The sequence below is a fragment of the Leptospira kmetyi serovar Malaysia str. Bejo-Iso9 genome (genome assembly GCF_000243735.2).
Classification (GTDB): domain Bacteria; phylum Spirochaetota; class Leptospiria; order Leptospirales; family Leptospiraceae; genus Leptospira; species Leptospira kmetyi.
This window is the reverse complement of record NZ_AHMP02000003.1, coordinates 2,005,321-2,027,451: the sequence shown is the minus strand read 5'-3', so window position 1 is coordinate 2,027,451 and position 22,131 is coordinate 2,005,321. Positions and strand designations below refer to the sequence as shown.

The following is a 22,131-nucleotide window of genomic DNA, read 5'->3' as shown; positions in this document are numbered from 1 at the left end:
GATCGAAAAAACACCTGGAAGAAAGGTCTGTCAAGAAGTAAAATGAATCAGTATCTTTCTTGATTTATTTCTCAGAACTGCAAATTTGAACTGAGACGCGGGATTGCAAGGGTTGCATTATGGCTGAGTTCGATAAGACAAAACGCTCCATCGGAGTGAATAACCTGGATGATAAAGCCAGGAAAGAAATGTTCGATAAATTCCAGTCCGCGGGCGGCAAGGTCGTCAGCGACAAGGATAAAAAGAAAGAAGAAGCCTCGTCCAAAAATCAACCTAACATTCGTCAAGGTCAAAGAAGCCAGGCCGGAGGAAGAGATTCTTCTTCTCGAGGCGGAAGCGGCGCGTCGTCTTCCCGCTCCGGTTCCGGCGTCGGAAAAGGCGGAGGCTCCGTCGGAGGACCGAAGGGACCGAGTCCGAGAGACAGAAAGGCTCTCGAAGACGAGATGGGAAACTTCATCAATCGTCTTTCCGTTCGGATCAAATGTTGGTTGGGAAGGGTCACCGGATTCTCCTCTTCGGAATTGTTGCCCGGCTTTATGTCGGAGTTCAATCTCTCCGGAAAAAAATCTCTGTTGGAATTGAACTTTGTCGGAAACGATATTCTCGGGAACCCCGCATACGCCGGTAAGATAGCCAAGGAACTCGACTCACAGAATCCTCTTTACATAGAACTTCTGGGAAGAATGCACAAGATTTACGACAACGGAGAAGTCAATCAGGTCCTAGAACCGCATAACGCGGCTCCCGATCTTCCCGTTTCCATTTCGAGAGTAAAGGATCCGTTATATTCGATTTTTAGAAAATTATACTATGTTTATCCGTTTCAGGGAAGTTACGTAAAGGCGATCACTCTCGGTTACGCCGCTCTTGAAAAACTCGAAGGAAAACCTTCCAGCATTTATAACACCAAGAAAAAACGCGCTCTTCAGGAATTCGATTATCTGTTCGGAACCCTTTTCGAAAAACTCTATCTCGTCGTTCTTAGAAACGAAAACAAAAACATTCCTCTCTTGAGCAACACGATGGAAGCGGTTCTCGGAATTCTTCCCGAGGAAAAACCCGGTCATAGACAGCAAGGGGAAGAATTGGACGAGATCTCGGGCGGCGCGGCTCCCGAAGAGGACGCTCCCGTGGAGGAGAAAAAAGAGGAAACCAATCCCGAAGATTCTCTCAGCAAGGAACTCAAATACGGATTGAAGTTGATGAGAATGCTTCCTCTCGATCAGCTTCGTAAAAAACACGATCCTAAGGGAGAATATGAAATTCTTCCCTCCGGCGATAAGGCTTTTTTAACCTGGCTTTTCTTTAAGGAGTTCGACGCGGAATATTCCTTCGTGATGACCACGAAGAAGATCGAGATCAAACCTACGATCGTAAACGGAGCGAAGGTGGATTATCGCGAAAAGATGATCGATCATTATGAAACCACCAGAGCTTCGATCGAACAGTTCAGAATCTACGATCAATATTATAAAGAACTAAAGAACCATCTCAAAAATCCGGGAGCCAATTATATAGAGGCTTCCAAAAAAACGACTTCTCTCGAAACGAAACGAAGTCAACAATCCAGAAACGTCCGCGTTACCGTAAAGGAGTTCGTGGAGAAAACGTCGGAGATTCTTGAAAAGCTGATCGCGGACATGAAATCCAAAAAGGAAATCGTGACCAACATGGACGAACTGATGAGTTTCGATCTCATGGAAGCGAGAAGAAGACTGAACAAAAAACCGATCAAACAGTGTATTATGGAAGCCTACTGTTTTGCGATCGCGTTTGCGGGTCGTCTGGAAAGCGGGGATCTTTTCGGAGGTGTTACCGAACTTTCTCCGGAAGAAATGGAGAAGGAATTCGGAATCAAAACGGAACAACCTTCCGGCGGAGAATCGGATCTCGGAATTCCGGGCGGCGGCGCGGCGGCGACCGAAGGTTCTTCCGAAAATTTAGACGCAGATTCTTTGGGAGTGGATCCGTCCATTCTGGGCGATTGATCGGGCGGTTCTCCATTGGCGTCGGCAAAGGTAACACTCTTTCAGAAACAGATCAATCAACCCGTTTCATCGGATCAAAAATCGAAACTCTCCAAAGAGAAATCCGATTTTCTTCTTTTACCCGAATACTTTCCCTTATACGATTCTTCTTCGACGCCCGAAAAACTCGCTGACAAGTCCAAGGCCCTTTCGGACGAGTTGTTGCAGATTTCCGAATATTATAAAGGTGTAATTATCGGCGGTTCTATCTTCAGAAAGGACGATTCCGGTAAGTTGAGAATCAGCGTTCCGATCGTTCAGAACGTGGTCGTCGTGGATTGGTATGACAAACGGGAACTTTCTCCCGAGGAAAAAACGGCGGTTCCCGGAGACGCGGAAACGATCTTTATCATGGGCGGTTTTCGTTTCGGAATCGTCGCCGGGAACGAAATCAAAAATCCGGCCCGTCTCGAAGAATTAAAATCCCAGAACGTAAATCTTCTTTTTCATATCGATTCCGTTTTGGAATCCGATTCTTCGCACGCGCAAGACTTGGAACGTTATGCGAAATTGTCTTCTCAGTTCGATATTTTTATCGCGAGAGTGGGCGGGGTAGGTTCCGCTTTGGGTCGTAAGGGAATCGGCAGAAGTCTTTTGTCCACTTCCTCGGGCGTAAACTGGAAGGTCGCGGAATCCGAAAAGGATAAAGAAGTGATCAAAACCGTCACGATCAACGGCGTGAACGGTTTGTTCTGAGGCCCGCGAAGATCCGCATCCGATATGAAACTCAACTTTTCGTTAAACGAACAAGACGTTATCAATTTTAATCTCTATCATTTTCGAAATTCCAAGTTCACCCAAAGAAGACTTTTCTTTCTAAGGCTGTTGATTCCGGTTTGGGCGGTTCTTGTGTTTCTTTTTCTCAATCGGTCCAATTTGGATCTTACGTCGATTCTTTGGAATTCTCCTTTGTTCGCGTTCGGGATTCTATGGTATTTCTTTTCGGACAAACTCTATTACTGGAGATTGAAGAATAACGTAAAAAATCTTCTGAAAGAAGGACGCAATCAGGGAATGATCGGAGTTCAAAACGTGGAATTGACGGACGAGGCTCTGATCGTGGAAAACGAATCCGGAGTTTTTAAACACGTTTTGAAAGCGATCCATCGTTTGGAGGAAGGGGACGGATATCTGTTCTTATACGTGACTTCTCTCAGCGCGTTTATCGTTCCTTTGCACGTTTTTCAAAATTCCGAAAAGGAATCGTTCGTGAATGCGATTCGAAACGCGAACCCAAGTCTGCGTTGAACAAACGTTAGGCGATTTCGTGCGTATACGACTTTCCGATTTTTTCAAAGTAGATTGTGGTCTTTCATCGAACTGTAAAGAGTTTGAATCGTAACCTTTAAGATCGCGGCCATCGGAACGGCGATCAACATTCCCACCAAACCCAAGGCGGCTCCGCCCACCGTAACGGCGCCCACGACCACGATCGGATGAAGCGAAACCGAGCCGGAAATTACGATCGGTTGGATGAAGAAGTTGTCTATGATCTGAGCGATCAAAACGACGATTAAGATCGAAGTCATCAACTCCGTGGCTCCGGTTCCTCCGATGACGAGCGCAAAGAACAAAGGAGGAATCGCTCCCATGATCGGACCGAGATAGGGAACCGAGTTCGCAACTCCGAGAAAAAGACCGAAGATGTAAAAGTAGGGAAGACCTATGATGTAAAATCCGAGACCGGATACGACGCATATGATCGCGCTTTGAATCATCAAACTTTTGAGATAGTTGGTGAGCTGTTCGTTGATCTTATACGTGACCATCAACGCCATTTCGAAATAACGATTGGGGATGAGCGCGATCAGATTCTTATACATTCCGTTTCCGTTTAACAAAAACAAAAATGCGAAAAGAGGAGTGATGATCATATAACCGATCAAAGTCGGAACGTACGAAACGAAACCCTTTACCTGTTCGTGCATCAACTCCGCGATTCTTTTGATGAGTTCGTCGGGGCGGATGGTTTCGTTCCAGCTCGAAGGAAACTCGTTGAACTGAAGATTTACGGTTACGGTTAAGTATTTAAACTTCGCTTCGTCCAGATCCTGTTTCCAATTTTTTAAAAGAGGATTCAAAGTCGAAACGATCGGAGGCGCGACCGAGTTGATGAAAAGATATATCGGAATGCTGATGACCAACATCAAAATCGCGATCGAAAGAATTCTCGGGACGCCCAGACTTTCTAGATTGTTGATCGTTCCGTTGAACGCATAAAAGATCAATAATGCCATGACCATCGGAACGGCGAGCAGTTGAAGGCCCCAAAGCGAAACGACGATCGTAAACGCGACGATGAGAAAAAAACTGGTTCGAATGAAATATTCGGAAAGTTCTTTCTTTGCGGGATCACGCATTCTTTTGTTTTCCCCGGAAGTAAGCCTTTTCCAAAAGACCGTTGGTTCTGTGAAGTCTTTCCACGATCACGGTCGATAGACTCATGAGAATTTCGATTCCGATTCTCGGTTTTGTTTCTATGATTTCCTTTAAATCGGGTTGAAAGAATCCGAGCAGAGTCGTTTGTTCGAGAGCGATCGCGCTTGCGGTTCTTCTTTCTTCTGTGAAAAGAGAAAGTTCTCCGAAGAACGCGTGCGCGTCGAGATGAGCGAGATCGAGTTCGATTCCGTCGCGCACGGAGCGGATCACGACCGAACCTTCGTAGACGAGATAAAATCCCGCTCCGACTTCTCCCTGGCGGAAGATGGTTTCACCTTCCTGATATTCCCGAACGTGCACCATCCTCGCGATTTCAATGAGGGTTCTTTTTTTCATTCTCCCGAATACGGATGTCTCCCTGAGAAAATGAATGATTTCCTTATTGCTCGCTTCCTTGCGATTGAACAGTTTTCTCCAGATGGGCAGGTCCAAGGCTTTCAAGAAATTATTTCTCCTCTTCGAGTTTCATCGTAAAGATAAGAATGGTAAGTCCGATCGTAACGCAGGAATCGGCGACGTTGAACGCGGGCCATCTTGAAAATAAAAGAAAATCCGGCCAGTCGAAATCGAGAAAGTCTACGACTCCGATGTATTCTCCCATGTTGGGTTGAAATCCGAAACGAAATCCCGTGCCGGGAATTTTTACGAAGAATTTATCCAGAAAATTTCCGAAGGCTCCGGCCATCACGAGGTTCCATCCCCAGGGATTTCCGAGATCGTAATTCTTCCATCGGTAACCGATGAGAAACACGATCGCGATTCCGGTCGCGACAAGAGAAGGGATCGCGTTGTCCTGAAACGCTCCGAACACGAAACCGGTGTTGAAGGTCAGGGTCATTCTGAAAAAACTTCCGAGAACTTCCAGATAACGATGCGGTTGAAAGTAAAGAATAACGAGAAACTTAGTCGCGAGATCCAATACGATTCCGATAAAAATGACGGCTAAATAAAGAGGACGATATACGTCTAAAAATCTTTTTTCAAAATACTTCACGGAGAGGTTCCTTTCTTTTTAAGTTTGTTTTTCCAAAATGAATAAAGTAGTACAAGTCCGAAAAATCCCGAGGCTCCGAAAAATCCCCAGCTTTGGATTTCCATTCCTTTTTCGAGATAATAATTTCCGAAATGAATTCCCGCAATCAAGAATCCTCCGTAAAGGATTTGATGACCGAGAATATACATCTTTCGGGTGTGACGTTCCACTTCTCGAAGTTGAATTCCCTGTCTTCCACGATTGATGTTCTGGAGTACTTTATAAAATTCTCCCGGAATGGAAAGGGTATTTCCCCAAAGATTCTTATCTTCGTTTAACAAAAGAGACTCCAGTCCGCCTTCTTTGCCGGTGGCGACAGTCCGGAACGGTTTTTCACCGTAATCCAAAACGGTTCTATAAGGATCTAAAATCGCGGTAATCCCTACCAATAAACCCAGGACACGTTCCAGGAAAATGAAATTTTCCGGGATCTGAATCATTCTAAAAATTTCCTTCAAACTCGAGTTGATCTCCTTGAGAAAGAGACGGTCTTCCCGTGTGTGAATCTGATCCAGAGATAAATTTCGGAAGTAGTCCGTGTCCGCGACGAAACGTCCGAGTTTTTCCAAAGAATAACGAACGACCTCTTCGAGTTTGTCCCGATCCGCCGAAGCCGACAACGCGCCTATGTCTTCGAGACCGCCCACAACCCCGTAGTAATCCTTTGCGATCGCCGAAAGGAAGATTTTTTTTAATGCGAACACGCCGCTCGCTCCGATTTCTCCCACGGCTCCGAAGTCGATGAAACAGAGTTTTTCATCCGGGGTATAGATGAGATTTCCGGGATGAGGATCCGCGTGATAAAAACGATATTGAAAGATCATCAGAACGTAAGCGCGGACGAGAAGTTCCACGGGTCTTGATTTCGCCTGACCTTTGATGATCGGAGTCGCCTTCGTGATCTTAACGCCTTCGATGAACTCGGTGACGAGAACGCTCTTCCCCGAAAATTGGCGGATCACTTTTGGAAAAACATAGTCCGGTTCTTCCGCGAAAAGTTGTCTCATCCGATCGTAAGAATCCGCTTCGAGTTTGAGATCGGTTTCTCTTGTGACGAGATGTGTGATTTCTTCGTGAACCTTCTTGTATTCGAAACGAAAGAGATAACGGTTGATTCTTTTTAAGAAGGAACGTATGTTTCTCAGATCGTTTGCGATCAGAGTTTCGATCCCCGGATACAAAACCTTAACCGCGACCTTTTGTCCTCCGATGGAAGCGACGTGAACCTGGGCCGTGGACGCGCTCGCTTCGGGAACGTTTTTGATGTCCGGAAATACTTTTGTGATTTCTTTACCGAACTCTAAACGAAACCGTTCTTCCACTTCGGAAAAAGGATGAGGCGGAACCCGGTCCTGAAGATCCTGAAGAGATTCGGTGAAGGAATCGGGAAAGATATGAGAAAGATTTCCGAGATACTGACCGAGTTTGATATAAACCCCGCCCATCGATAAGAAGAAGTTGCGGAAGTCTTCTCCCAAAGTACGAAAGAATTTTTCCTGAACGCTTGTATCTCGGTACGAGGGAAAAAGAATTCTTCCTAGTTTAAAAAACCAGAATATAGCCCAGATCTTTTTCCAGACGAAGGAACTCGCGTTCCAAAATCTCCAAGCGCTACTATGACGCTTATACGACTGGGTTTCCTGAGGTTCGGTTGTTCCGGTTGTGGAAGACACGAGCATAGATAAAAATTCTAAACCTCTAGGATTCTTTTTTCGGCTCTTCTCCGGATCGTATCCAGCAAGGTGAGAATTTGAAGATTCTCCTCCATATCGCCCGTGATCCCGGACGGTTTTCCGCTAAAATGCCGAAAGAGAGAATCGTATAAATTAAGAAACGGATTCGAGCCTGCGGAAGATTTTTCGGAAATTGAAACCGGAGTCAAACTTTTAAATCCCTTATACTTGCGGGAAGGTTTGGATTTCCAATAGCGAACCTCGTCGTTTCCGACGAGAAATCGGGCGTCCGTCGTCTGTATGTCCAGCTCGAATTGGAAATAATTCCGCATTCCTCCCGCTTCCAAAAAAACGGTTTCGCCCTTCGGATACGTCATGAGCGCCAAGGCCTGTTCTTCCACGGGAGAATTCGGATACGACCGCAAAACGGAAACCACACGGTCGGGCATTCCCAAATACCAAACGAGTAAGTCCACTGCGTGTGTTCCGTCATGAAAGAGAGGACCCGTTTTGTCGAGGATCGCTCGGCCCGGTGCGCGGGCCGACGTGAGAACGGAAGCCCGGATCGTTTTCACCGGGCCGTAGGTTTCCTCTTGGATCCAACGGCGAACTTGTCTGTAAACGGGATGATATCTTCTTTCGTGATTCACTCTCAGATCGGTTCCGGTTTCCGCGCAGAGTTTTGCGAGTTTGCGTGCGAGAGGCAAAGAATGACAAACCGGTTTTTCCACGAGAAGTCTGCGGAATCCGAAATCGATCGCCTTCTTTGCGAGTTCATAGTGCGTTTCCGACGGGGTCGCGATGATCACAAGGCAGTCGGCGAGGTCGAAAGAGGAACCGTTCGAAAGACGATTCTCTGTTTTTGTTTTTTGATTTCGGGAAGAAGAAAGATCGTTCGCCCATTTTTTAAAACTTTCAAAACATAATGTTTTTGGAATATTCCAATCCTTGCAAAAACGATCCCTTCTTTCTTCGATCGGATCGATCGCTCCTACGAGGGAGAATCTTTTTTTGCCCTCTGCGGAAAAGATCGCTCCCGCGTGTGTGCAGGGATGATTGCGAAGCGTATCCTTTTCGAGAAGAGACGCGATGCGTCCGAGACCGATGAGTAGAACGGGGATGCGGGTCATGGATTGAGGGAGAATTTGTCGAAGATTCCATTGAAATCAAGACTTATTTTCAGTGGAATGGAAGTCCATACATCTTAAGAAGGAAGGGATGGAATGAGCGATACGATTCGGAAGTAATGTTTGGATCGTAATGTTTTGAACAACGTCGACTTGAGGAGTATCCATTTATAAAAAATCAAGTTCTATCTGCGCGCATGGGGGGAATGGAAAACAAAATCTTTGTATAAAAATCGTAATTTTTATAATGACGAACTTAGGATAAAATTATAAAATTTCGAAACCTCTTGACGGTCTTTCGCATTTGTTCGGATGATGCGAATTCTATGATGCATCAATATCACGTTGTTAAACGAACTCTCTTTCTTTTAATTTCTTTCGTGTTTTTTAATTTTTGTAATTCGAATACGAACTCGAATGGTTTGCTTGGGCTTTTGTTTTCGAATTCCTCGAATGAAGGCTCGATTTCGATTCGTGATCGGCTTCACAGTGGGCAAAGCGTATTACCTGCGAATGCACCGCAACCCATCTATCAATATGAATATACTGATATGTATGGAAGCCAGGTTTTTTATTATTCTTTCAGTTCCAGTACTCCTGCTGCCTGGACTGCAAATGGAATTGCATTCTACGCCTTTAATAATCAACGATCGGGAACTGTTCCGATTTATCAATACTACGCAGTGGATGCAGGTGGAAGATATCGATTTATGTATTCTTCCAATTTATACTGTGCAGTTGGAACCAGTTGCGGTTGGTATAATAGCGGAGTTTCTTTCTACGCTTTTCCGAACTTTCGTTCATATACGCAAGCCGTATACGCATACGTCGTGGATTATCCGCAACAGAGATTTTATTATACCGCGAGTTCACTTGCTCCGGTTGGCGGAAATTGGAATGGCTGGAACAACGGTGGAACTGCCTTTTATGCTCCTCGAGATGTTTCAGCTTCTTATCCTAATTTGGAGGGCTATAGTTCCACTACTTCCGTATCACCCGGTGAGACTATAAAATTTTATATAAGCGATAAAGCGGCTCAGGGTACTCCCGTATCGCATACGTTTACTTTCCATCGAGTATCAAATTTGATTTCTTCTGATCCGCCAATAGATAGTGTAACGATTCCTGTCGATTCACAAGACATCTATGCGTGTTCGACTACGGACGGATGTCCTTGGGCGACAACACTAACGAAAACAATTCCTTTAGCAGGCTGGCCAGCCGGTTTGTATTATTTGAATGTGAGTGCGAGTCAAAATATCTATTTCGTAGTAAGACCGAGTGTGCCGGCATCCGGTAGCAATGTGCTTCTCATTCTTCCATTTTCTACATGGCAAGCATACAATACTTGGGGAGGTTCTAGTACGTATCCTGAATCGGGTGTTGTGTTTTCAGGTAATGCATCGTTTAATAGACCGACCGCAAGTAATATCTGGAGGCATACATCTTTTATCTCGTCGATGCTAAACAAAACGGATGGTAACGGTAATCACTACTCCCTTGAATATGCAAGTGATGTTGAGTTACACTCGAATCCTAATTTACTAAATTCATATCAACTTGTGGTTATGCTGGGCCAGAATGAATATATTTCGAAATCGATGAGAATCAATATAGATAACTATGTGATGAATGGTGGGAATTTGGCCGTGTTTGGAGGGAACACATCTTGGTATCAAATTCGGTTGGAGAATGATTCTAACGGTAACTCATATAGAAAATTAGTTTGCTTTAAAGAACAGCCGGGTGATACGACGACCGATCTTTCGTTGAAAACCGTTAAATGGCATTTAGTTGGCTATAACGGAACTGGAATTCCAGCCTATCCTATAAATCTAATCTATCCTGAAAATCAAACCTTTGGTTTGAGCTATCTTTATGGGACTATTTACGGACCTGATCCGAATGATCCAAGGCCGAAGAACGTTGAAAATTACGGTTGGCCATCAGGATCTCCATTGCAGTTCGAAGTAAAACAAGCGAATCACTGGGTTTACAGTTCGACCGGAATGCAAGATTTTCAGAGCTTCGGTCTATTTTACAATGCGGATGGAACCGTTAAGGACGGACTTACCGGAACTAGTACCGCAGAAGGAGATTCTCTTCACTTTAGATGTGCGAATGATGAGTGCTCTTACGCGTATCCGGGACAAACAGTAGGCAAGAAGTTATACCCAACTGGAGACGACGGGGCACCAATCAATTTTGAGATTTTAGCTTATATGGATGCAATACCCAATCAGTTACAAAATTATCAGCATTCGAGTAATGTCGAGATGGCTGGAAGACATTTCGGGGCGATGATGGGGCTTTTTGAAAATAACGGAACCGTATTCAACGGTGGTCTGTACGATTGGCAACTCGGTTTGACACATGAAAGAAATGAAAGTTATACTCCAAACGTTGTCAGTCAGATCGTATGGAACGTAATCAACAAACTGAGCCAACCAAAAACATTACTGCAAAAAGCGACGATTGCTATCTACCAATATTCGGATTTGGCTCTTAGTGTTCAGAGCCTGTATTACAGTCGATTGCCGTTTTTGCCAAAGAACTTACTCCGCAATGGACAAGTCGTTTACAAATATGACGGGCAAGCCTTCTACGCGTTCGATCGTGCTTTGTCAGGAACCGTACCGATCTACCAATATCAGGTTCAAGATTCGAATGGTTTATATCGATTCATGTATTCTCCGAACGAATACTGTCCAGTGGGAACAGGTTGTCTCGGTTGGAATAACGTAGGCGTCGCATTCTATGCGTATTTAAGTCAGCAACCGGGAACGATTCCTGTTTACGCATATTCTGCGGATTCTCCGCAAAGGTTTTTGTATTCGCCGGCTTTATACTGCGGAGCGGGAACGAGCTGTTTAGGCTGGTACAACAACGGACCTGCCTTCTACGTGCCGAGTACGAAGTAGAGCTGAAGTCATCGCAATTTCTATCGATCGACCGAAAGCGCAAATTTTCGCGCCGTTTTCCAAACGACTTCGATGACTTCTTCGACGGTCGGCCATTCCGTGCAAGGAATGGTCGCCTCGTCCGCAAACGATTGCGCCTCGAATAAAATCTCCGCAGTAATGTCGATAGCCGGTCTTGTATGAGCGCAAGCGATATCCAATCGAACCTTCGCTTTCGAAAGAAGGTCCAGCGCTTTCAGAGTGTCGTCTCTATAAGGACCTCGTTTTGCCAAGTGAATGGAAAGAAGCATAGCGTAGGCAACGGCCGCTTCTTTTTCTTTACCGAAACAGTTTCGAAGATATCGAATCACGTCTCGAATGGAATCATACTCGGAGGCCTTACCGAAATCGGATGCGTCGAAAATCGAATCGATCATTCTTAAATTTAGAACCTATTTCTGTTTCGGAAATTTCGAAGAGGAACGCGTTCCATTTTCACTTATGATTCGACCAAGGAGCAGCTTTTTCCAACTGAGCGCTGAGACGAAATAAAATATCCTCGCGTCTTCTCGCCGCGGTGAACTGCAAGCCCAAAGGAAGTTGATCGCTGGTTTGACCGAGAGGAATTGAAACCGAAGGTTGTCCCGTAAGATTGGCGAGTTGTGTAAACGGAGTGCGGGAAAGACTTTTTTCCACGAGTTCGTCGACGAGCCCCGAAGCGAGAAGCATTCTTCCCAAACCGAGACGACCCACGACTTGCATCGCGATCTTTTCGCCGAGTTTCGGTTCGAGTTCTCCGATCTTTGCGGGAGGCATCGCGGTTGTAGGAGTGAGATAAACGTCGTATGTTTCGTGAAACGTTTCCATCGCGAGTGCAGCCTTGTCCCATTCTTGTAAGTTCAGAACGAATTCTCCCGCAGAAATCGTTTTACCGAGCAACGCCAAAATCCAAGTGACGGATTCGACGTCTCCCATTCTCGCCTTTCTTCCTAAGATCGGTTCGAGGTTTTTCATCTGCGCGGCCATCTCTCCGAAATACATCGTGATAAAAGCGCGACCGATCGCACGACCGTCTACGGGAGCGTCTTTTTCCTCCACCTTATGACCGAGAGAATGTAAAAGTTTCGCGGTATGAACTACGGATTCCACACAATCCGGATGAACCGGAGTTCCGATCGGAGATTGAGTGGAGAACGCGATCCGAAGTTTACCCGGAGGTTTTTTGAGTTCGGCCGTATAACTCGTCTTAGGCGAGTCAAAGGAGAACGCTCCCGCGTTTTCAATTCCGCCTAACGCGTCCAAAAAAGCCGCGCTGTCTCGAACCGTTCTGGAAAGAACGTGATCCACCGAAGCTCCCTGCCAGAATCTTCCGAAGTACGGACCGACCGGAGTTCTTCCCCGAGTCGGTTTGAGACCGAATAACCCGCAATAGGCGGCGGGAATTCGAATCGATCCTCCGCCGTCCGAAGCCGTTGCAACCGGAACCATACCCGAAGCGACCGCCGCTCCCGCGCCGCCGGAGGAACCGCCGGGCGTTCTTTCCAAGTTCCAAGGATTTCGAGTCGGACCGTGAAACTTCGGTTCGGTGATTCCCATCAGAGCGAACTCGGGAACGTTCGTTTGTCCGAGGAAAATCGTTCCCGCATTCTTCAGTCTTTTTACGAACTCCGAATCTACGGGAGAAATATAATTGCGATACGACTTCGAGCCGTTAGTGAGAGGAGCTCCTCCGATGGAATGAACGATGTTCTTGATTAAAATCGGAACCCCTTTGAACGGACCGTCGGGAAGTTTTGACTTCGCGTTTTTTTTCGCTTCTTCGTAAAAACGAGTGATGACCGCGTTCAAACCGGGATTGATCGATTCGATTCTTTCGATCGCGGATTCCACGAGTTCGCTCGGATGAACCGATTTTTTACGGATCAAATCGGCGAGTCCCGTGGCGTCATAATACGTATATTCTTTAAAGGATTGTGGCATGAGTGAACTCCGAAAACAAGTAGGAACCTCAAGGAGAAGAAGGGGTCAAGATAAAAAGGACGTTTTTCGGATTCCGAGAAAAAGCGGATTCTAAAAATGTGGATATACACTCTGTAAAAAATCCGATTCAATATTATAAGACGGTCTATAGATAAAACGATGATTTCAAGAATTCATAAACTTCCTTGTTTCTTTTTGATTTTCCCGATTTTTCTATTAGCCGATCCCGCGCTGGACAGCGAGTTTTTAAGATCGGTTCAAGAGGGAGATCCGAAGAAAACGGAGCTGTTGATCCAAGCGGGTGCGACCGTGGACGCCTCCGATTCCAGAGGAAAAACCGCTCTGATGATCGCCGATCATAGACCCGAAGTAGCGGAAGTTTTGATTCGCTCGGGAGCGAACGTAAACGCGCAGGACAAAGACGGAAATTCAGTGTTATCCGAAAGTTTATCCGGACTTCTGGACGTCAAGGTTCTCGACATAGACGACCTCGCGGTTCCCAAACGATTGATCGAATCGGGAGCGAAGTTGGAATACGTATCCAAACTCGACGAGACAAGAACGTTTCCGGTTTCAATATTAAACATGGCGATCCGCCACGGGAACCTGGTGCTCGTTAAATTCCTTGTGGAGAACCACGCCGATGTGAACTTTGATAAGGGCAATCCGGAAGAATTTCCCCTTTTCCTCGCCTGCGGAGCTGGATCGTCTTCCGCGCATTATCCGATCGTCGAATTTCTTTTGAAGAACAACGCCAAGTCGGATTATACGAGCCGTCTTCATGAAAAGAATCAGGACGGAAAACAGATTCAAGCGGGAGCGGACAACGCTCTTCATTTTCTTTCCGAAAAATCCGAAGTGGATCTGAGAATACCCGAATTACTCGTAAAAACCGGAACGAATCTCAATCATAGAAACGCGGAAGGAATTTCCCCTCTCTTAAGAGCCATCCTCAAAAAAAGAATCTCCTTAGCCGAAAAACTCATCGAACTCGGAGCCGATCCCAATCTTTCGGACGTTTACGGAAGAAGTCCGTTGGAAGAAGCGCGCAGACAAAAGTTCGATACTCTGGAAACCCTCATCCTTAAAAAAATCGGAAACAAAGACAACGCGGATAAAACTCCTCAAGCGTCCGCACGTTGAACTTGTGGTCGTCGATGTGACACGTCATGTCGCATTAATATAATTCATAATAATCAGAAAGAAATTTTCTTGCTCTTCGGACGTTAAGCTATCTTTCTTATACCATAAATCGACAAGAATTTCCGAATTCGTGGATATACATCATACTCTTCGGTTCAATGTCTTATTCGTTTTCTTTTGCAACCGGAGTATGCGCGATTGCATATCGAACCTTTTTATACGATAGGTTGCCACGGAAATCGGCTTCTAAATCTTCAAAAAACCAAATCCAAGGAATTGGAAAGGTTTTAAATTTAGAAAAACCCGAACTCGTTCTCTTCGTTATAAACCCGCCGTTTATTGATAAACGAAGTAAGATATAATACGACTAACGGAATGGTATTAGAGCGATAAGTACGATTCATCAAAGGAGATGTGTATACGCATATTTTAAATGTCCGCTTAAAAAGAATCCGCGAAGTCTAAAATATAAAAAGATAGTATACTGATTGATCGCCTAACACACGTAAACTAGGGTAAATAATTTACTGGTTGTTTGCTTCTCAGGTTCTGAAACTTTTGTCTTTAATCGATGTTAAAAGCTCGAGGCTTGTAAGCAGAAAAAAACGATTTCGTTTGAACGGCGAAGAATCGGAATTGCACGGTATAGATGTCACCAGAGGTAAATCGAAAAAATAAGAATAAATATCTAGGACAGTTTTTTACACCCGAAAGGGTCGCGGATTTCCTGGTAGATTGGGTTCTGGGTGCCGAGAGAATCACCTCCTCGGATGATCCGGAACGTATACACCGTATACTCGATCCTGCGATCGGTAACGGAATTTTTTTCAAAAGTATTCTCGATAAACTCCCCAACATAAACGCGGAATGGTTCGGATTCGATCTGGATCTGCAATGTTTGAACTCGAGTCGACAAGCGCTCGAAGATAGAATCTCTAAAACTAGTATACTAAACTTTTTCGATCGCGACTTCTTACTTCAGAAAGAGGATCAGAAGTTCGACGTCATTCTTTGTAACCCTCCTTACAGAAAGATCAGCGATAAGAATTATTCCAAGGAATTGATCCATCAATTCGAAGGCCGATCGGACAAAAAACTGCCGGGTACCGCGAACCTTTACGTTTTCTTTTTATTAAAATGTTTGAATATGATCGATCGGGGAGGCAGGGCGGCCTTTCTTGTGCCTCAGGATTTTTTCAATTCCGGTTACGGCATTTTTATCAAGTCCGCTTTGCGGGAATCGGGTCTTTTGCATTCTCTCTTTTTACTTTCGCCGCAGGACAGCCTTTTCGACGAGGCGGTGACGAGCTCCTGCATTCTTTTATTAGAAAATTCTGATAAAGTAAAGAAGTCCGGCTTTTATTGGACGAGGTTGAAGCCCGGATTTTTTTCGGATAAGTCCAAGCTTCTCGCGGGTTCCGTGGAATCGATCGAAACCGATTGGATTCCGTTTCCCGATCCCGAAGCCAAATGGAGTCCGATCTTTCATCGCCTGGAAAAGAAGATTCAGATGGGAGAAAAAAGAACGGATACGGAAAAGGAAAACGTCGGAAACTACGTTCCCTTGCTCGAATTCGGAAAGTTCACCCGAGGAATCGCCACCGGAGACAACGATTTCTTTTTGTTCACAAAGGAGATGGTCGACGCGTCCGGCATTCCGGAGAAACACTTCAAGACCTGTATTCCAAAATCGCAATATGCGAGAAACAAGATATTCTTATATAACGATTGGGAAGAATTGAGCAAAAAGGGGGCCAAGGTTTGGCTTCTCGACGTGAAACTCGAATACGATCCGAGCGATTCTCACGCTTTGCAAAACCATCTTCAATCCGGGATCACGAGAGGGGTTCATCAGAGGTTTCTTCCTTCTCGAAGAAAGAACTGGTACACTCAGGAATCCAAATCGGCTTGTCCGATTCTCGCTTCCAGTTTTCACAGAACCGAAATCAGAATCGTAAGAAATTTCAGCAACGTGGTTCATCTCACTTGTTTTCACGGATTCAATCCCGCGCCCGGAATGGAAGAATGGGTCGACGCGCTTTACGCTTACTTGATCTCTTCCGTTTCCAAAAAGGATTTGGAAACCAGAAGAAGGGAATACGCAAGAGGTCTTTGGAAAGCGGAACCGGGAGATTTGAATTCGTTGTGGGTTCCCGATTTTAGAAAACTGGGAACGTCGATTTACAAGGAACTCGGCGATCTCGTTTCCGAATTGAAACTCGCCCGTTCTTCCTCCGAAAAAGAAACCTCCATTCTTCATAGAATCGATTCGATCTTTAAAGACGGCGTTCTCTGATTCTTTTTTAACGAAGCCCCCGAACTTCCATTCTCCCCAGACTTGTCGGAAAAAATCTTTTCCGGTCGGTAAATTTGTTCTTTACGCGTTTAGAAACTGATTGATATGTCATTCTAAAATTTGAAATATTTAGGTGAGAATTTATGAAGCGAATTCCGAGTTTTCAGTTCAGAACGGTCGTTCTTCTTTTGTCCGTTCTTTTGAGTTCCTGCAGGTTTTTAGGAATCGGTTCGATTCCGATCGACGTTTTGAAATCGAAATACGCCAATTCCGAATCCGAATTCGTTCAGATCGGAAACGTAAACCTTCATTACAGAGACGAAGGACAGGGGCCGGCGGTCATTCTTTTACACGGAGTTTGTGCGTCCTTGCATACTTGGGACGATTGGACCGCGTCTCTCAAAGGAAAGTATAGAATCATCCGTTTGGATCTTCCCGGTCACGGTTTGACCGGCATCGACGGCGATCTTTCCGTTTTGGATCCGATCCAAGGAGTTCAACTTTTGGAAGAATTCAGAAAACGTCTGGGTTTGGAAAAATTTTATTTAGTAGGGAACTCGATGGGCGGTTACATTTCTTGGAACTATTCCCTTTCTTATCCGAGCCGGGTAGAGAAGATGGTTTTGATCGACGCCGCGGGTTACGCGCAACCTTTGCCCGAACTCATCGCGTTCGGAAGTCATCCACTTGTAAGACCGGTCGCTAAATTTTCGACCCCGAGTTTTTTGGTAAGCAGAGGAATCAGTCAAGCATACGGAGATCCTTCCAAATTGAAAGACGAAGTGAAAGAACGATATATCGATCTTTCCATGAGAGAAGGAAACCGAGAAGCGATCGCAAAGATATTTCAGATCGCTCGGGAAAAATTTTTGAATCCCGATATTTCGAAACGAATCGCCGAGGTTACGACTCCCACTCTCGTAATGTGGGGAACCGAAGATCATTGGTTGAAATACGAATACTTTCCGTATTGGAAACGAGATTTGAAAAACGCGAAGTTCGCCGTTTACGAAGGCGCGGGTCATATTCCGATGGAGGAGATTCCGGATCGTACGGCTCGGGATTTGGATTCTTTTCTTTCGGGCGTTTATTAGAATTCCGCGAAGCTCTTTTTTTGTAAATCTGCGTGGCGGCCGGAGTCGGGTCGCCCGCTTCGTATCGATCCTCTCCGTTTCTTGGATTCGTTTTTGACTTGATCGAAGATTCCGTCGATACGATTCTTATGCGAAAGGTTTTTCATGTTACATCCCGCGACTCTCGACTTTCTTAAAAAATTAGCGAAGAATAATAACAAACCCTGGTTGGAAAAGAATAAGGATTCGTTTACGGAAGCGAAGACCGATTTCGAAAACCTGATCACGGAACTGATCTTCGGTCTTGCAAAGGTGAATCCCGCTTTGACGGGTGTGGATCCTAAAAAATGTATCTTCCGCATTTATAGGGACGTTCGTTTTTCCAAAAACAAGGAACCGTATAAAACCAATTTCGGCGCGAGCATCGGCGCTTCGGGAAAAGATTTAGGCCGTCCTCTTTTTTACATCCACGTTCAACCCGGCAACGAATCCTTTATCGCGGGCGGTTTGTATATGCCCGAAACGAAAATTCTCCGCGCGGTGAGGGAAGCTATTTTAGAAGATTCTAAAATTCTAAAGAAGATTATCCAGGACAAAAAGTTCGTCAAAGAATTCGAAGGTCTTTCCGACATGAAGTTGAAAACGGCTCCGAAAGGTTTTTCAAAGGAACATCCCGATCTTCCTTTGATCCAATATACGAGTTATATCGTGGAACGAAAGGTGAACGATTCGGATCTGTGTTCCAAAAATTTCGTCAAGAATACGATCGAGTCGTATAAAATTCTTCAGCCTTTTCTAAAGTATTTGGACGGATTGGTTCCTTAAACGACGTTCGTCGCAAGGAGAATGCGTTTCAAGAGTTCGGCTTCGTTTTGCGGATTCTTCCGTTCGCTGTGTATCCCGGAGCGATCATTCTCCCGTGCCGTAGATTTTATTCGGCGTTACCTGGGCCGGTTTTAAGGTGCAGTCTTCGCTTAACAAAAATATTCTTTCCGCTTCGTAAGCGGCTCTGTTGCTCGCGCAGAGCGAGAAGGTTCGGTTGTAATTTGCGATTGCAAATATAAAACCTTTGGTTCGAATCGCGTCGATACATCGATTCATAGAATCTGTCGTATACGTTTTCGATTTTTCGATTCCCATCGCTTCGATAAAAATCAGATGGGATGTAAACATGTTAAGCCCGGCGGGAGAGATTCCTACGCTTATCGTGTTCGAGTTCGCAAAGGTTCCGGTCGTGTTGTAATCCACTTGCAGAGTATAATCCTGTCCCGTGGTTCCCTCGCAACCTATGTATACGGCTTCCCAAGGATTGGTTCCGATCGTTCGGCTGAATGCGTTCGTTCCCACCGTAAGAGGCATGCTGATGCCGGTTGGATAGAAACTATTGTTCATCGTTTCATCCGCGCCGTAGCTGATCTTACAGGCCGCCGCGCCAGTCAGCTGCGAGAATTGTCCAAAGAGAAACAGGTTACTCGTAAAAACGAAAACATCCTTGTCCGTCGGATTGGAAATATTGCCGGTTATTTTTACTCTTGAGAACTGGGGATATTGAAGCGAAATCGATTGCGCCGTCGCATACGTTTCATTCGGATTGGTGTCGATAGGCGCGGCGTAAGGTGTTGTGTTGTCCGTGCCGACGTTACAGGTCGTATTGTTGATTCTAGGACTGCCGAAACTTTCGAACGTGGAAATGACCGAGATCTCTTTGGAAATTCTTTCGATCGCATCCTTGCCGCTTACGAGATCGATTTTATCGCTCTGACATCGGACGCAGAGAAGAATGAGGAGGATCGTAGTTTTCGCTTTTTTCATAAAATCCGTTCTCTGATTCTTTTACGCTTCTTGCCATTTTGAACAGACAAGGAGAACGGATTTTTTACTTGGAAATATCTTTTTTACGAATGTCGCATTCAATATTTCCGATGAACACGTTTTAAACGCATCGCGGAAGTCGGACAATCTCGCTACCTAAGACGCGAGATTAAGATTGATCCTCCGCCAATACGATCAAAGTATCTTCGGGACGAACCGTAAAGTTCGCGTCCTTAAGAGGGATTAGGTGAACTCCGTATCCGTTTTCCTCCTCCAATTCCTCGGAAGCGATTCGAATTCCGAAACAGGTTTCTCCGCGTTTTAAAGCCGCGCCTACACAATCGGCGAAACTCAAGGTCTGAGGAAGATGATCGAAATATAAGGACGCGGGTTTGAGATAAATCTCGCTTCCTTCCGGGCTGAAAAGATTTTCGTAGATTCTCATCACGTCCGGTTCCTGCGAAACCTGAGCCATCATCTTGGAAACGAACTGATTGGAAATCAGAAAGTCCTTCACTCCGGTTTCGAGAACGATCTCCGTGTTTTCGGAATTCATGATTTCGGTGATGAGCTGAGTAGACGGTTGATTGCCCGTTTTGAACGCGTATCGTTTGAAGTATTGTCTAAAACGAAGCAACAACGAAATCGTCTGCGCGTCCACTTCCTCTATGTTCTCCTTTTCCTCTGCTAAGAATATTACGGAATCGTAAGATTCGGGAGCGAGACGTTTCATCACCGATTCCTGGGAAAGATCGGCTTGAAAGGAGCGTAACGTGATCTTCGGATATTTTTTCTTCAAACGAAGAACCGTGGACTTGAACTCGTCGTCGATCTGTTTGACTAGAATGTCGATCGTCGAACCGGGAGAAACGAACTTCGCGTATTCTTCCACGATCAAAGGACTTTTCGAATTCCAACCCACGATCAGTTGTTTGTCGACAGGGTTGTTTCTTTTCTTTTTGGGAAGATTGAAGTCCTTCGGACTTGCGACCGGCGAGTCCGAATAACGGATTTTGGAATCGTCTTCCGCGAGAAGGATCGCGTCCTCGGAATCGCTCGGAACGTAATCCTGAGAAGGATTTAAAATGATTTCACCGTCCTCTTTGCGAAAACCCAATGGAACCGATTCGTTAAACCGAAATGAAATTTGTTGATAATCGTTGCCCTTCCAACCCGAAGAAGGTTTGTAGAAGTAGATCTCGTCGCCTTCGAATCCCACAAGATTGGAATATACGACCGCGAGCCCCGAGGTTCTCGAGGTTTGAACGAGAAGTTTGGCGAGAATATTCCTTTCGTCCATCACTTGGATCGAAGAGGAAAGTTCCTGGGCGATCATTCGATTTTCCTCGTTGTAGAGTTCCGCAACGATCGGAGGAAGCTCCCGTTCGTGACCAAGCGCGACTAACGCCATCAACGATTTTAAAACCTTTGCGTCCCCGATGTTTCTGCCGTCCTTACCGTCCTCTTCTCCGGAAGAATTGAGAACCAACACGGACTTCGCTTCTCCGGCGTTCACTTTTCTCAAAGAATGAAGACTCGAAGGAGTTCCGGAACGTGTGATGATCTTCGTCGTTTTTCTTTCCTCCAGATTTTCAGAAAGATAATCGTCCATCGCTTCCTTGTCTTCTTCGGCGAGGATCACGACTACGGCTCTCGATTCGGAAGAATTCGCTTCGATCAATTCCTTGATGATCTCCACGACCCGAACTCCGAAGCCGAGAATAATCGTATGATCTTTTTCTAATACGTCGCTTTTCCCTTTTCTTAGGTCCTGGATTTTTTGATCGAACTGATTCGTGATGAACGCGACCAAACTCGAAAAGAGCACCAATCCGAGGAACACGGTGAGAATTCCGGTAGTTTTATTGAACCAGTTCGATTCTCCGTCTTCGGCGACCGCGCCCGCGTCGGAGATCTGCAGGAATACTCTCCACAAAAATTCTCCCTTTCCTTGGATCGATTCGTCCGGAAAAATCAGTCCGCCTAACAAACGAAATACGGAGAGCAATACGAACGCGATCAGGAACAAAGTGATCAGCGCTACGAATACCGAACCTCCTCCTCTGGACATGAAGTTGTCGAAATGATACCGAAGTTTATCCGAAAATTTGTGGTTTGATTTCATGGATGAAGAATGGAAATCAAAGCCCGGTTTTTATCAAATGGAAAATAAATTCTTTCTGAAAAATAAGAACGGTTTTTTAGAAACGGGAAACGAACAGCAAAAGGGAAAGTATAAGACAAAGGGGAGAATAGTAGAGGTCGTCGTATTTTGCGAAGTCGGTTCCCCGGATTCTTTTGAAAAACCCGACGAGTTTAAAGTCTCCGATCGCTCTGAGTAAAAACACGAAGGATAAGAATACGGTTCCGTACTCCAATAGATTGCGAAAAATTCCGAACGGAGCCTGCATTCTGAGTCCGATCGGAAACAAGACGGCAAGAAATAACAGAATTCCCACCGTTGCGGTGGTGAGTTTTCCCGGTTGAAACGCCGGTTTACCCTGTACTTCCGGTATTGCGCGATTTTTTCCTTTGGTTCCTCCCGCCACCCAATAGAAATGAAGTCCCGATAAGACGAAGAGAATCGTACCGGAAATCCAAGACGTTATCTGAGCGATCGGTTCCATG

General features: G+C 45.4%; 18 protein-coding genes. 8 read left to right on the top strand and 10 right to left on the bottom strand.

The window, feature by feature from the left end; translation table 11 throughout:
- Positions 1-119: 119 nt before the first annotated feature.
- From LEP1GSC052_RS11845 to LEP1GSC052_RS11835, 3 genes are read left to right on the top strand one after another with little or no spacing between them, the layout of a single operon-like run.
- On the top strand, positions 120-1,988 hold the full coding sequence (locus tag LEP1GSC052_RS11845) for a hypothetical protein (RefSeq protein WP_040912984.1): 1,869 nt from the start codon (positions 120-122) through the stop codon (positions 1,986-1,988).
- 15 nt (positions 1,989-2,003) lie between these two features.
- Positions 2,004-2,723, top strand: a complete 720-nt coding sequence (locus LEP1GSC052_RS11840; RefSeq protein ID WP_010574020.1) for a carbon-nitrogen hydrolase family protein — start codon at positions 2,004-2,006, stop codon at positions 2,721-2,723.
- A 24-nt stretch (positions 2,724-2,747) separates the two neighbouring features.
- On the top strand, positions 2,748-3,275 hold the full coding sequence (locus LEP1GSC052_RS11835; protein WP_010574021.1) for a YcxB family protein: 528 nt from the start codon (positions 2,748-2,750) through the stop codon (positions 3,273-3,275).
- 44 nt (positions 3,276-3,319) lie between these two features.
- On the opposite strand, the gene LEP1GSC052_RS11830 is transcribed toward LEP1GSC052_RS11835, so the two are convergent.
- From LEP1GSC052_RS11830 to LEP1GSC052_RS11810, 5 genes are read right to left on the bottom strand one after another with little or no spacing between them, the layout of a single operon-like run.
- Positions 3,320-4,387 carry an AI-2E family transporter gene (locus tag LEP1GSC052_RS11830; protein WP_010574022.1) on the bottom strand — a complete coding sequence of 356 codons (1,068 nt, stop codon included), beginning with the start codon at positions 4,385-4,387 and terminating at the stop codon, positions 3,320-3,322.
- Positions 4,380-4,907, bottom strand: a complete 528-nt coding sequence (locus LEP1GSC052_RS11825; RefSeq protein WP_010574023.1) for a cyclic nucleotide-binding domain-containing protein — start codon at positions 4,905-4,907, stop codon at positions 4,380-4,382. The genes LEP1GSC052_RS11830 and LEP1GSC052_RS11825 overlap by 8 nt, the downstream gene beginning before the upstream one ends.
- Positions 4,908-4,911: 4 nt before the next feature.
- Positions 4,912-5,460 carry a lipoprotein signal peptidase gene (locus LEP1GSC052_RS11820; protein WP_010574024.1) on the bottom strand — a complete coding sequence of 183 codons (549 nt, stop codon included), beginning with the start codon at positions 5,458-5,460 and terminating at the stop codon, positions 4,912-4,914.
- A complete protein-coding gene (locus LEP1GSC052_RS11815; RefSeq protein ID WP_010574025.1) occupies positions 5,457-7,178 on the bottom strand; it encodes an ABC1 kinase family protein in 1,722 nt (573 codons plus the stop codon). Before LEP1GSC052_RS11815 ends, LEP1GSC052_RS11820 begins: the two co-directional genes overlap by 4 nt.
- A gap of 11 nt (positions 7,179-7,189) precedes the next feature.
- A complete protein-coding gene (locus LEP1GSC052_RS11810; RefSeq protein ID WP_010574026.1) occupies positions 7,190-8,302 on the bottom strand; it encodes a Gfo/Idh/MocA family protein in 1,113 nt (370 codons plus the stop codon).
- Positions 8,303-8,625: 323 nt separating this feature from the next.
- On the opposite strand from LEP1GSC052_RS11810, the gene LEP1GSC052_RS21275 reads away from it, so the two are divergent.
- Positions 8,626-11,220: a N,N-dimethylformamidase beta subunit family domain-containing protein gene (locus LEP1GSC052_RS21275; RefSeq protein ID WP_156892117.1), complete on the top strand. Its 2,595-nt coding sequence runs from the start codon at positions 8,626-8,628 to the stop codon at positions 11,218-11,220.
- Between the two features lie 20 nt (positions 11,221-11,240).
- On the opposite strand, the gene LEP1GSC052_RS11795 is transcribed toward LEP1GSC052_RS21275, so the two are convergent.
- Together LEP1GSC052_RS11795 and LEP1GSC052_RS11790 are read right to left on the bottom strand one after the other, a co-directional pair.
- Entirely contained in the window at positions 11,241-11,636 is a 396-nt protein-coding gene (locus tag LEP1GSC052_RS11795) for a hypothetical protein (RefSeq protein WP_010574029.1), read from the bottom strand.
- Between the two features lie 58 nt (positions 11,637-11,694).
- Positions 11,695-13,179, bottom strand: coding sequence for an amidase (locus LEP1GSC052_RS11790; RefSeq protein ID WP_020986053.1), 1,485 nt, complete (start codon positions 13,177-13,179; stop codon positions 11,695-11,697).
- A 159-nt stretch (positions 13,180-13,338) separates the two neighbouring features.
- Between LEP1GSC052_RS11790 and LEP1GSC052_RS11785 the strand changes: the two genes are divergently transcribed.
- From LEP1GSC052_RS11785 to LEP1GSC052_RS11770, 4 genes are all read left to right on the top strand, one after another.
- On the top strand, positions 13,339-14,322 hold the full coding sequence (locus LEP1GSC052_RS11785) for an ankyrin repeat domain-containing protein (RefSeq protein WP_010574030.1): 984 nt from the start codon (positions 13,339-13,341) through the stop codon (positions 14,320-14,322).
- A gap of 649 nt (positions 14,323-14,971) precedes the next feature.
- Positions 14,972-16,618 (top strand): HsdM family class I SAM-dependent methyltransferase, encoded by a 1,647-nt coding sequence (locus tag LEP1GSC052_RS11780; RefSeq protein ID WP_020986789.1) that lies wholly within the window; start codon positions 14,972-14,974, stop codon positions 16,616-16,618.
- A gap of 143 nt (positions 16,619-16,761) precedes the next feature.
- Positions 16,762-17,712 (top strand): alpha/beta fold hydrolase, encoded by a 951-nt coding sequence (locus LEP1GSC052_RS11775; protein WP_020986027.1) that lies wholly within the window; start codon positions 16,762-16,764, stop codon positions 17,710-17,712.
- Positions 17,713-17,856: 144 nt separating this feature from the next.
- On the top strand, positions 17,857-18,516 hold the full coding sequence (locus tag LEP1GSC052_RS11770) for a DUF2461 domain-containing protein (RefSeq protein ID WP_010574032.1): 660 nt from the start codon (positions 17,857-17,859) through the stop codon (positions 18,514-18,516).
- Positions 18,517-18,600: 84 nt separating this feature from the next.
- On the opposite strand, the gene LEP1GSC052_RS11765 is transcribed toward LEP1GSC052_RS11770, so the two are convergent.
- The 3 genes from LEP1GSC052_RS11765 to LEP1GSC052_RS11755 all read right to left on the bottom strand — a co-directional run bounded on the left by LEP1GSC052_RS11765 (position 18,601) and on the right by LEP1GSC052_RS11755 (position 22,130).
- Positions 18,601-19,503, bottom strand: coding sequence for a hypothetical protein (locus tag LEP1GSC052_RS11765; protein WP_010574033.1), 903 nt, complete (start codon positions 19,501-19,503; stop codon positions 18,601-18,603).
- Positions 19,504-19,672: 169 nt separating this feature from the next.
- Positions 19,673-21,628 carry a CASTOR/POLLUX-related putative ion channel gene (locus tag LEP1GSC052_RS11760; RefSeq protein WP_010574034.1) on the bottom strand — a complete coding sequence of 652 codons (1,956 nt, stop codon included), beginning with the start codon at positions 21,626-21,628 and terminating at the stop codon, positions 19,673-19,675.
- A 76-nt stretch (positions 21,629-21,704) separates the two neighbouring features.
- A complete protein-coding gene (locus LEP1GSC052_RS11755) occupies positions 21,705-22,130 on the bottom strand; it encodes a DUF3995 domain-containing protein (protein WP_010574035.1) in 426 nt (141 codons plus the stop codon).
- Position 22,131: the final 1 nt, after the last annotated feature.